At 37.4% G+C, this 11,990-nt stretch carries 10 protein-coding genes and 1 riboswitch; of the genes, 1 reads left to right on the forward strand and 9 read right to left on the reverse strand.

The genetic code is table 11. The features are described 5' to 3' along the window. Nucleotides 1-324 precede the first annotated feature (324 nt). The gene (locus TY13_RS05825; RefSeq protein ID WP_042473012.1) at nucleotides 325-2,175 is read left to right on the forward strand and encodes a right-handed parallel beta-helix repeat-containing protein; all 1,851 of its coding nucleotides are present in this window, start codon (nucleotides 325-327) and stop codon (nucleotides 2,173-2,175) included. A gap of 231 nt (nucleotides 2,176-2,406) precedes the next feature. Here TY13_RS05825 and TY13_RS19730 read toward each other — a convergent pair whose 3' ends face one another. The 9 genes from TY13_RS19730 to ribD form a co-directional block, all read right to left on the reverse strand. Beyond that, nucleotides 2,407-2,796: a hypothetical protein gene (locus tag TY13_RS19730; RefSeq protein WP_052344240.1), complete on the reverse strand. Its 390-nt coding sequence runs from the start codon at nucleotides 2,794-2,796 to the stop codon at nucleotides 2,407-2,409. Nucleotides 2,797-3,086: 290 nt separating this feature from the next. Next, nucleotides 3,087-4,538 carry a DHA2 family efflux MFS transporter permease subunit gene (locus TY13_RS05835; RefSeq protein WP_042473015.1) on the reverse strand — a complete coding sequence of 484 codons (1,452 nt, stop codon included), beginning with the start codon at nucleotides 4,536-4,538 and terminating at the stop codon, nucleotides 3,087-3,089. Between the two features lie 180 nt (nucleotides 4,539-4,718). Then, nucleotides 4,719-5,111: a nucleoside deaminase gene (locus TY13_RS05840; RefSeq protein ID WP_042473016.1), complete on the reverse strand. Its 393-nt coding sequence runs from the start codon at nucleotides 5,109-5,111 to the stop codon at nucleotides 4,719-4,721. A gap of 33 nt (nucleotides 5,112-5,144) precedes the next feature. Further along, complete coding sequence (gene yfkAB / locus TY13_RS05845) at nucleotides 5,145-6,266, reverse strand: radical SAM/CxCxxxxC motif protein YfkAB (protein ID WP_042473019.1); 1,122 nt, start codon at nucleotides 6,264-6,266, stop codon at nucleotides 5,145-5,147. A gap of 54 nt (nucleotides 6,267-6,320) precedes the next feature. Next, nucleotides 6,321-8,153: a dynamin family protein gene (locus TY13_RS05850; protein WP_042473021.1), complete on the reverse strand. Its 1,833-nt coding sequence runs from the start codon at nucleotides 8,151-8,153 to the stop codon at nucleotides 6,321-6,323. A 239-nt stretch (nucleotides 8,154-8,392) separates the two neighbouring features. Next, the gene (ribH, locus tag TY13_RS05855) at nucleotides 8,393-8,857 is read right to left on the reverse strand and encodes a 6,7-dimethyl-8-ribityllumazine synthase (RefSeq protein WP_042473024.1); all 465 of its coding nucleotides are present in this window, start codon (nucleotides 8,855-8,857) and stop codon (nucleotides 8,393-8,395) included. A gap of 15 nt (nucleotides 8,858-8,872) precedes the next feature. Beyond that, on the reverse strand, nucleotides 8,873-10,060 hold the full coding sequence (locus TY13_RS05860) for a bifunctional 3,4-dihydroxy-2-butanone-4-phosphate synthase/GTP cyclohydrolase II (RefSeq protein ID WP_042473028.1): 1,188 nt from the start codon (nucleotides 10,058-10,060) through the stop codon (nucleotides 8,873-8,875). Between the two features lie 12 nt (nucleotides 10,061-10,072). Continuing rightward, the gene (gene ribE, locus TY13_RS05865; RefSeq protein WP_042473031.1) at nucleotides 10,073-10,705 is read right to left on the reverse strand and encodes a riboflavin synthase; all 633 of its coding nucleotides are present in this window, start codon (nucleotides 10,703-10,705) and stop codon (nucleotides 10,073-10,075) included. Nucleotides 10,706-10,714: 9 nt separating this feature from the next. Beyond that, nucleotides 10,715-11,740 carry a bifunctional diaminohydroxyphosphoribosylaminopyrimidine deaminase/5-amino-6-(5-phosphoribosylamino)uracil reductase RibD gene (gene ribD / locus TY13_RS05870; RefSeq protein WP_042473035.1) on the reverse strand — a complete coding sequence of 342 codons (1,026 nt, stop codon included), beginning with the start codon at nucleotides 11,738-11,740 and terminating at the stop codon, nucleotides 10,715-10,717. Between the two features lie 98 nt (nucleotides 11,741-11,838). Beyond that, nucleotides 11,839-11,957, reverse strand: a riboswitch (FMN riboswitch). Nucleotides 11,958-11,990 lie beyond the last annotated feature (33 nt).

The raw sequence follows: 11,990 nt of genomic DNA on the forward strand, positions 1-11,990 counted from the left end.
AAAATAAAAATTTGTATTTTTTGAATCTTTAGTCTCTTTATTTTTACGCTTGTTCATCATCAAAAGCTGTGGTTGATAAAATTTTGCTTAAAAAAATCAACGTGCTGGTTTGTTCAGATTTTTTATAAATAGCAAAGAATTTAGTTGTTTGTCATTTTTATATAGAACAAATGAAACAACATGCTATTTTTGTAATAAACCTTAATTTACGGTAATGAGCCTTTATACTATTAACTCTTGAAATTTTTCATCGCTTGCTTGAAAATTCCTTGCTATTTTTGGTCATACTGACAAGAAAATAAGTTGAAATGAGGTTTCGCTGCAATGATACATAAAGTGTCCGCTTCAAAATTTTCCTTTTTTAAAACGTTGCACAATGTATTAAAAAAAGCCCAAAATAACGATTGTCTAGTCCTGATGCCTGGTCAATATAATATGCCCTTGTTTATCGGTCAGTCATTAACATTAAAAGGAAAAAAAGACTCAACAGTGATTATATCTGGGTCCATTATGATTCCTAAAGGGGTTACCGTACATTTTGAAAATATAAAGATTCGGCAGGATATTCAAATACTTGTTGAGGGTAATGCTATATTTCAACAATGCCATTTTGAAGGGAGTGCGGTGAATGAAGGTTTAATTGTTTGTCATGGGCAGTTGAAAATGATTGAATGCACAGTAGCAAATGCACCTATTTTATTAAAAAATGGCAGTACGGCTGTTATGAATAATTGCCATTTTACAACATGTCACATCACACATATTACCGCAGTACACGCACATATAGAACTTGTCGCCTGTCACCTTGAAGACGCACTACACGCAGTTGTTTTGAAAGAAAATGCCAGAGCGAAAATTATGCAATGCCATTTTAATAAACAACGTAGCACACAATTACTTGCACAAAACAATAGCGAAATTTCCATCGTCGATAGCACAATCGAGCATGGTGATAATAGCGCCTTAGATGCTAGTGAACACTGTTTAGTAAAGCTTCAAAATACAACGATTCAACATCATCGTGCTACACAAATTGCTATGTACAGTTGCACATTATACATTGAAAATTGCCACGTACAATATGGCCAGCAATTTGGTTTGCAGCTTGTCCTATTTTCTGAGGCAACAGTTATTAATTGTAATTTTTCACAAAATAACGATGCTCACATTTATGGAAATTCACAATCGGCATTGTTCATAAAAAACAGTACGCTACATGGACCTTCAAAAATTGGTGTTCAGCTAGACAAGCAGTCTGTCGCCCATTTTTCTCGCACAGCATTCAAACATCAACAATCGATACAATTGTTATTGTCAGAGCAGGCAAACGCCTCAATTGAACAATGTACTTTTTGCACTGGTCATCAAGGTATTGTAGCAAAGCAACATTCACATTGTACATTACTTGATAGTATTGTAAGTAACCATAATCAATCCGCTATAACTATAAATGATAGCGAGTTAATTGCACTTGGCAATCAAATAATAAGAAACAATGGTAATGGCTTAATAGCACAGCGTGAAGCGACGGTTATGATGGAAAATAACCGCTTTTCTGATAACGATTTATCACATATTATCGCAATACAAAAATCAAGTGTTACTATTCAGAAAAGCAAATTTATTCGTGGCAAAGGTATGTATATCGCAGATTCCTCTTTATTATATATGACGAAAAGTACGATTTATGACGGAAATAATACACAAATTGAGGGAAATAATTCGACAAAAATTTATATTGTCGAATCAAAGCTTAGCAATGGGCGCTCTGAAGCAATTAAGGCTACCAATAATTGCTTTGTCCACCTCACACGTAGTACCGTATCCGCACATCCTTTACAACAGATTGTCATGAACAATAGCTCACTTGTCATTTTGGATAGCATCATCGAAAAGGGACTTCAAAACGCGCTTGCTCTTACTAATAATTGCGATGCACGTATTGAAAATTGTCAAATCATGCAGCATAAAGATACACAGATTATTGCCACTTTACAATCCACTATAAAGCTACTTCAAACACAGCTAACTAGTGGCAACATGATGAATATAAATATTTCCCACCATTCAAAAGCTACTCTTGAACATTGCACACTTACGAACAACAAACAAGCACCTAATACACAGGCAACACATTTTTCAGAAATATCGGTTCAGCATTCTACGATGAATTAGAAAGTGGAAAGGATTGTCTGGAAAGTAACCTAATGCACTACTTTTCAGATACCCTTGTACTTTTTGTAAAAATATTCGCCTTTAGAAATGGCATGATTTTTTGAGTAAGTTGAAAACACGGGATGTAACGTCTTTGCATTCACTTTTAGAACGAAAAAATAAAATTAGATTTTTCATTATTCAAAGGTATTTTCAATTTTCTGGATAGCCTCTAGCTTCTTCTTTTTCCTTTTATTCCGCGTGTTTTAATCGATTAATATCACGTTCATGCTCATTTGATTTTTGGAATAGTAATTCAAAATCAGATTCTAGTAAACGAAGATTTCGATTTACTTGATTGAAATGTTTTTTGGAAACCTGTTCAAAATTACTGAGACTCGCATTCGTAGTACCAACTATTTGAATTAACTGTTGAATGTGTTCGCCATGGCGTTGTTGCTCAGCTTCAATATTTGTTATGCGATTGTCCATTGACGTCATGTGTTTTTCCATCACTGTCATGCGTTCTTCCATAGATGTCATACGTTTTTCCATCGATGTCATACGATTATCCATTGTCATCATGTAATTATTCATGTTTTTTAACTCTGATAGAATTAAATCCAATTTCTGTTCACTCAATTGCAAAGCCCCCCCTTATAAAATGATTTATTGCTCTCAGTATAACATACTTTTATTTATTTGTTAACACAAAAGAGAACGTTTGTTTTCTTTTTTGATAAACTAAAGTCGAAACTCCCTTTAACACAACAAAAACTTAGCTTTACTTAAATTAAAAAAACGTCATAGAAATTAGTATTTTCAACCTTGTAAAAAGATTACCTACATTTTTTAATAATTAATATTTCAATAAAACAGCAAAAGTTGTCCGAAAAGCGGCGCACCAGCCTGCTTTTCAGACAACTTCTTTATTATTCGCTTCCTATTCGTGATTTTGATTTTGTCGCAATAAAAAACGAGAAAACAAATGTGCAAACCGCAAATAGTAGCGCTGCTACATAAATATAGCTTACCCCATTTGCAATTGTTAGCTTTAAGAAGCTTACTTCATCTGCACTAAAGCCGCCCCTTGCAAATTCACCATTTAATTGAATTTCACCTTTACCTAACGAAGCCATTTTTTCGCTCGTGACAAGATTAAAAATCATTCCGAATAAAGCTGCTCCAATAGCTTGGCTAAATGTATTTGTGAAGGAATTTAGACCAATTGATGTACCTAGTTGCTTCGGATTTGCCACCTTTTGAATCGAAATCATTAACATAGGCATAATAAAGCCCATGCCAAGTCCAATTAATGATGAACCAATATAAACACTTAAATCATTTGAGCCTGCTGATAATTTTGCAAGCAAGACCGTTCCTATAATAAGTAGTACCGTCCCCATTTGAATAATCCGCTTATTCGTTAAACGCCCGATTAGATGACCTGCCAAAATCGAATTGACTGTCCAAAAGATTGACATTGGCGTTAATAATAAGCCAGCCTGTGTCGCGTTTTTACCGAGCACGCTTTGCGCAAATATCGGAATATATACTGTAACACCAATAACGATTGACATTGCGCATAGTGTTAGGCCATTAATAACCATTAAACGTCCATTTTTAAATAATGTTAATGGAATAATTGGCTCCTCTGCCTTTAGCTCAACCACTATGAAAATAGCTAAAAAAACAAGCGCAACAGCATACATAATCAGTGATTGGTTTGAGAACCATGCTTGTGTTTTACTATTATCAATAATGACATATAAAAGCGCAACCATACCGATTGTAAATAGTACAGCACCTAAATAATCAATTTTACGTTTCACCGCTTCTAATTGTTCACCATAATGCTTCATTATTAAATAGATAGAAGCCAAACCAAATGGTACATTAATGTAGAAAATAAAATGCCATGATACTTGATCAACGATAAAGCCCCCACATAAAGGACCGATAACGCCCGATACGCCCCATACCATACTTAAATAGCTTTGCCCTTTGGCACGTTCTTTTTCCGTTTTGAACAGTTCACCAACCATCGTTAATGTAATTGGTAAAATAGAACCTGCTCCAATACCTTGAATTGCACGGAAAACAATTAATTGCTCCATCGTTTGTGCTAAGCCGCATAAAATCGAGCCGAGTAAAAAAATAATAATACCAATAATAATCATGCGTTTACGCCCAAATAAATCGGCTAGCTTACCAAATATAATCGCTGCAATTGCTGACGCTAATAGATAAGCGGAATAAATCCAGCTTATTAAATCGACGCCTAATAAATCAGCTGTAATACTTGGAATGGCGGTACTAACAATTGTCCCTTCAATTGCTGCAAGTGCTGTTACGAGTAGCAATGCAATAAATACTTTATTCATTTTGTCACCTTTACCTTTCCTGCATGTCATACATTAGCAATTTTGAGGGGAAAATTAAAGAGGAAAGGATTATTTTTTATAAAAAATTTTTTGGTTCATCACTAAAAGCTGTAGCTGACAAACTAAAAGCAAAGGCTGCTCTCAAAGTTTGCACTTTAGAGCCACCTTTGCTTTCTTCATTTATAATTTACTAATCTTCATCATTGTGCGCTGTGCTTGTGGTAGCTTTAGTTCTTCATAAATGGAAGCTGATAGACCACCCGGTGCACAAGGGTTTGCATAGTATACTTCTGAAATCTTCGTTAAATACATCGTTCCTAGACATAGTGGGCAAGGCTCTCCACTTGCATACATCACATAGCCTGATAAATCGAATGTTTTTAATTTTTGACAAGCTTCTTTCACTGCAAGTGTTTCTGCATGTGCTGTTGGGTCAAATGTTGCTTCTACCTCATTCACCCCAACTGCAACAACTTCCCCGTCTTTTACAAGCACTGCGCCAAATGGCTGCTTTCCCCTAGCAGCATTGTCCTCCGCTAACTTGATTGCTTGTGCCATAAACTTTTCATGCATACAATCATCCCCTTTCAAAATGCTTAAACATTATTAATTGCCAACAGTTATTGACTGTACTGCTCCACTTTTAAACTCTTTTGTTGGATAGTACATATTTTTCACGATAATATTAGGGCCTAAGCACTTTACTGCTGGGCAGTGACAGTTAATGCTTGATGAAACTTTAGTGCTTAACCACTTCTCGTAAATTTCTTCTAAAGAAGCTGTCTTAATATTACCTAATGCTGAACCATCATCGGCAAAATCTGAAACCGATACGTCACCTGTGAAAATATTTAAGTTCATACGTGAGCGACCGTCTACATCATTGCGCATCGTTATATTTGAAGCATTGCGAATACGTGCTAGTAGAGCTTGATCACGCTCGTCCGTGCTACATGGGTAAAATGGTAATGTACCAAACAAAATCCAAATATCTTCATTGCGAAAATCTAGAATTTGATTCACCACATCTCGGTATTCATCCAAATTAATGACGTCAAGTGCACTCGCAAAATCACTAGCATACATTGGATGTACTTCATGGCGCTTACAAAGCATCTCATTGGCCACTTCATCATGAATTTTTTCGATAAACGGCACAGTATTGCGATTTAACATGGTTTCAGCCGATACGAACATTCCTCCCTTTGATAGCTCACGTGCATTATCAAAAATATTGCGATATAACTCGGCTCTTTTATCAAAAGATGGTTTTTGCTCCATCATCGCGAAACCTGTTTCAACAAATTCTTTTTCGTCACACCAGTTATGCGAGATATGCATCACATCTAAATAAGGGGCTACTAGCTCATAATGCGACATTGGTAGCGTCAGATTCGAATTTATTTGCGTTTTAATACCGCGGCTTTTAGCATATTTTAAAAGCGGTAATAAATTGTCTCGAATGCCTCGCTTCGTTAAAAGAGGCTCCCCACCTGTAAAGCTCATCACGCGCAATGTTTCAACACGGTCAAGCTGTTTGATAATTTCTTCACTAGGAATAGCTGCGGCCTCTTTCGTTTGAAGCGTGTAGCCAACAGCGCAATGAGCACAGCGCATATTACATAAGTTCGTTGTCGTGAACTCAATATTTGATAATGTTAATTTGCCATGACGATCAATATCATGGTAGCTCTCCCATTGATCGTGAGGTTTGTTCATTGTATTCATAAAAAACTCCCTTTCTACATATACGATTTTCGCATAATTTAGGGGGTTTATCAATTATGTTAATAGTTTTGTAGGAAGCTCAGGTAGCTCCGCTGATACAACATCCGCCTCTGTTAAATGTAGTGGCTGTAGTTTATATTTTGAATCAAAGTCACACTTAATAACAGTATGTTCATTTAATAATGATGGCATTTGTTCATTTAATTGTTTATGCGGTAATGACAGTGAGACAATCTTATCAATTGAGGCTAGCGTAGTCTCAAGCTGTTCAGGTGATAACAATATGTCTTCGGCCTGTAAAAACGGACGAATCGCATCGCGGACGAAGTTTTGAGCCTCAATTATACAAGTAAACTCATTTAATTTATCTGAATAAGATTGCATAAATGTGCGCTCTCTTTGTTGCTGCCTGCTTAAATCGTTCACCTGCTGTAAAATAGCTTTTAATCGCCCTGCTGCAAGCGCCGTAATATGATTTTGTACCGTGTAAAGCTGTTGGAAAATATGTTTTTCTTTTTCTTTAATTCGTGTAAATAGTGTAGCGCAGTGCTGCTGGAGCTCATCAAGTCGCCCAACCTGCTCTTTAAAATACTCCGTTAGCTGTTCAGCATTATTTAAACCTTCAATCAAACTTGTGCTGTATGTCTTTTCAAATTGCTTCTCAACCTGTGCAAATAATTGCGTGTATTCTGCGTGACGTTTTCGATAATCGCGTACTGCCTCCTGATAAGCAATTGCTTGTCCTTCAAATTGCTCAATTGTCTCATCACGTAAATATAATTCAGTCGCTAACACTTGCAAGAGCTGATACAATGTTTGAACTGATTTTAACACTTGACTAGCTTGTTTATACTCCTCTTCAAATGCACCTAAAATTGCTCGATCGCGCTGTTGTAGCGAAAACTCCACTTTTGCTTCCTCTACGTATTTCTTGACGTTTTCTAATGCTGATAAATATGGATCACGTTCTGGAATCATAGCTAATTCAGTCTGTAAGCGACTTAACCAGTTACTAAAGCGTCCAGCCGTATGCTGCATTTTTTTTGCGGGATGGCCGGTAATTTCCTTCACTAATTGCGCAAGCTGCGTAATGTTTGAATCGATTAGCAGTTGTGTATTATTTGTTTTTTTCGCTTCAATTGCTTGTACGGCTGAAACACTTAGCATATCTTTACATAGCTCTCCATATTTTGCTAGCTCCTCCTTCACAAAATCACTAGCAGCAGCATCGCGTTGGTCCACGGCATTGATAACAAAGTACGGCTTTAGATTTTGTTGATTCATTTTTACTAACAAATTATATTCATCAAGCGTTGCAGCAGAACCATTTCGCAATACCCAAAATACTTCTTGCACACGCTCTAGCATGATGCTTGAAAAATATGCCGTGTTTTCCGCTCCCACTTGTAATGAAACTGTATCAACAATCGTCGCATGCTGCAATAATTCATGCTGAATATAAATTTCAATATAATCTAAATGCTCTCGAATAATTTGTGCGCTAAATGTATCACCTGTCGTTAAAAGCTGAATTTTATCAATATCAAACGTCGCAATCATACCATCAAAAAAGTACGCCTTCACACATTCTCGCTCACCGTACTTAATAAATGTATTAACGCTTGTCGGATTTTGTGTACTTACAGATAGCAATTCTCTTCCTAATAAAGCGTTAATTAAGGTTGTTTTCCCAACGCGTTCCTTTCCTAAAAAAAGCAGTGCCTCTTTTTCTTGTGCATCTTCAATAATTAGCTTTAGACGCTTCGTCGTATCTGTAATATATGTATTTTGCTCTAACATGACATGTAGTGGCTTCATGCGCTCAATAAGTTGATGTAACGAATCCGTTTCCATATTTTGCTTCACTCCCCCATCCTTTTCTATCATGGTGACGCCGCCCCCTTAGTTAATATTGTTTATTCCTCCCTTTAATGATAAGTCTATTTTGCTTAAAGATAAAAAAGCAAAAAGACCTAAATATTTACTTTACTAGTTATAATAATACGATTTTCATAGGCAAAAACGCATAATCGTACAATTGTGCTTAATTTATAAAAAAGAGTGATAACAGTTATTTGAATGCTATCACTCTTTTTCACTTCTAACATTTGATTTCAGTAAAAGAACTAAAACATCTTTGTTAAATTTGCCATTTCAATTGCAGCAACGGCAGCATCATAACCTTTATTTCCAGCTTTCGTTCCTGCTCGCTCAATTGCTTGTTCAATTGTTTCCGTTGTAACGATTCCAAAGATGGTTGGTACACCTGTTTGTAAGCCTACATTGGCAATTCCTTTTGCTGCCTCGTTACACACATAATCATAGTGTGTTGTTGCTCCGCGGATAACCGTACCAAGCCCGATTACAGCATCGTATTTTTGGGATTCCGCCATCTTTTTTGCTAAAAAAGGTACTTCAAAAGCCCCTGGTACCCATGCAACATCGATTGCATTGTCCTCTACGCCATGACGCTTTAAACCGTCAATCGCACCTGCCAATAATTTATCATTAATAAATTCATTAAAACGTCCAACGACAATCCCCACCTTTATTCCCGTACCTACTAGCTGTGCTTCAAATGTTTTTACCATCATTAATTCCTCCTCTTATAATAAATGCGCCATTTTTTCTTTTTTTGTATTCATATAATAAGTATTTTCTTCTACTAAACCTGCAACAAGCGGCACGCGTTCCACAACTGTTATACCGTATCGTTCCAACTGTACTACCTTATCGGGATTATTCGTCATTAAACGGATATGTGTAACCCCTAAATCTCGCAGCATTTGTGCACATAAACTGTAATCGCGTAGCTCGCCAGCAAAGCCAAGCTTTTCATTTGCCTCAACCGTATCATAGCCTTGTTCCTGTAATTCATATGCCTTTAATTTATTTAATAAGCCTATCCCTCGCCCTTCCTGTCTCATATAAAGGATAGCCCCTACCCCTTCCTGTTCAATTCGAGCAAGTGCTGCTTGTAGCTGAGCCCCGCAATCACAGCGCTTCGAGCCAAAAATATCACCTGTTAAACATTCAGAGTGAATGCGGATAAGTGGCGCCTCTACCTGATGTAAATTTCCTTTAACAATTGCAACATGCTCCTTGAAGTCGATTGAATTCGCATAGCCAATCATTGTAAAGTCACCGTAATGTGATGGTAGCTGAACTTTTGCTTCACGCGAGATGATTTGCTCTTTTTCAAGACGATATTGGATTAAGCTTTCAATCGTAATAAGCCTCATATTAAATTTTTCAGCGAGTTTTTTTAATTGAGGCAAGCGAGCCATCGTACCGTCCTCATTCATAATTTCGCAAATAACTCCTGCTTGTTTACTTTTACAAAGCCTCGCTAAATCAACTGCCGCCTCTGTATGTCCTGGTCTTACCAGAACTCCATTTTCCTTTGCAATTAACGGGAAAACATGGCCTGGGCGACGAAAGTGCTGTGACTGCGCACTTTCATCAAGCATTTTTTCAATCGTTAATGCTCTTTGAAACGCACTAATTCCAGTGGTAGTATCCATATAATCAATACTTACTGTAAATGCCGTTTGATGATTGTCCGTATTATTTTGAACCATTGGCTCTAAGCTAAGTGCCTGTGCAATTTGTGAGCTAATTGGTGTACAAATTAACCCTTTTCCATATGTTGCCATAAAATTAATGACTTCTGGCGTTGCATATTCAGCTAATGCAACAAAATCACCTTCATTTTCACGATTCTCATCATCAACAACGATAACTATTTTCCCTTGTTTTAAATCAGCTAGCGCTTCTTCTATTGTGTTAAACATTTTATCCCACCTTTAAAATCCATTTTGTCGTAGAAAATCCTCTGTTAATGTATTTGATTTAGTTTGTAGCTGTTTGGCAATATACTTACCTAGCATGTCTGTTTCGATGTTGACAAGATCACCTTCACGCTTAAAACCTAGCGTTGTTTCACCAAATGTATGCGGAATAATCGATACAGTCACAATCTCTTTTTGTAAATCAAAAATTGTTAAGCTAATGCCATCAATGGCGATTGAGCCACGCGGTATACATAGCGCACTCGCTTCACGCGACACTTTTATATCAAAATAAACAGCATTGGCAAACGAGCGTTTACGTAAAATAGTCCCCACTTCATCGATATGCCCCGAGACAAAATGACCACCAAATCTCCCATTGGCACTTATGGCGCGCTCTATATTAACAGAAGCACCTACTTGTAATTGCACAAGTGATGTTGCACGTACGGTCTCAGGCATAACATCAGCGGTGAAAGTTGTGCGAGTGAAGCTTGTGACTGTTAAACATACGCCATTCACCGCAACGCTATCGCCAACATTCAAATCTTGCATGATTTTTCGAACACCAATTGTAAAAACAATGGATTCTTGCCCTTTTGCCATTCGCTCAATCGTACCAAGCTCTTCAATAATCCCTGTAAACAAGCGCCCACCTCATTTCATCGTCATCGTTAATTTAATATCTTCACCGATTTTTTCAACTTCAGTAAACGTAAATGTCCCCTGTAACGTTGCCATCGAAAGCGCATCATCTCCCAATAGCTTAGGTGCAATATAGATAATCATTTTTTGTACCAATCTTTGTTGTAGAAAGACATCTGCCAGTTGACAGCCTGCTTCGACGTATAATGTCATAACGCCTTCATCTGCTAGCGTCCTTAAAATATTTTGCAAGGAACAATCCTCTATCACAAACGTACGAACGCCTACTAAATTACGAGGTTTTGATGTAAAAAGCCACGTTTGAGTCATTTTATCGTTAAAGATTTTCGCTGAGCTTGGAACTTTCCCATCTCGATCGATAACCACTCGAATTGGCTGTTTATTCGAAGTACTAAGCCGATTCGTTAAGCTTGGATTATCAATACAAACAGTGTTTGAACCAACTAAAATAGCATCATGTATGGAGCGTGCATAATGAACATCCTCCTGAACTTGCTGACCTGTAATTGCTGTTTGCTTCCCTTTTTCAGCAGCAATTTTACCGTCTATTGAAATGGCTTGCTTTAATGTGACATAAGGTAAGCGATGTACAATGTAGTAGAAAAATGCTTCATTGATTGCTTTTGCCTCATCTTCGTATAATCCTACACTTACTGTAATACCAGCCTCCTCTAGCCTTCGAACACCTTGCCCAGCTACAAGCGGATTGGGATCAAGCGTCGCAATAAATACATGTGCTACCTGCGCTTGAATAAGCGCTTCAACACAGGGACCAGTTCGTCCAACATGGCTACAAGGCTCAAGCGTCACATAAACATTTGCTCCCTTCGCTTTTTCACCAGCAATTTTTAAGGCGTTAATTTCCGCATGTGCCTCACCTGATTTTAGATGCGCGCCAAAACCTACAATTTCCTCATTTTTTGTAATGACACACCCAACAAGTGGATTGGGGGAAGTTTGATTACTTCCTGATTTCGCCAAATTCAAAGCAAATTGCATAATTTGCTCGTCGTTCATACAACCACCTCCTTTTAAAATAAAAAAGCCCTCTTATAAAAGGGGCTTTTGCGGAGAAGGCGTCACTTAATAAACCAGCACTTTAGCTAGTTTTTTGCCTAATCCTTCTCTCATCCAGACTATTACTGTCGGCTCCGGAATTTCACCGAATCCTGCTTTAAAAAAGCTCGCGGGCTTTACCGCCGATTGGGACTTACACCCGACCCCGAAGGAATGTTATTCAATTAAAAAAGACCTCACATTTTTTGTG

Origin of the sequence: Bacillus ndiopicus, from assembly GCF_000612805.1 — a bacterium.
In the GTDB taxonomy this organism is placed as follows: Bacteria; Bacillota; Bacilli; order Bacillales_A; family Planococcaceae; genus Metasolibacillus; species Metasolibacillus ndiopicus.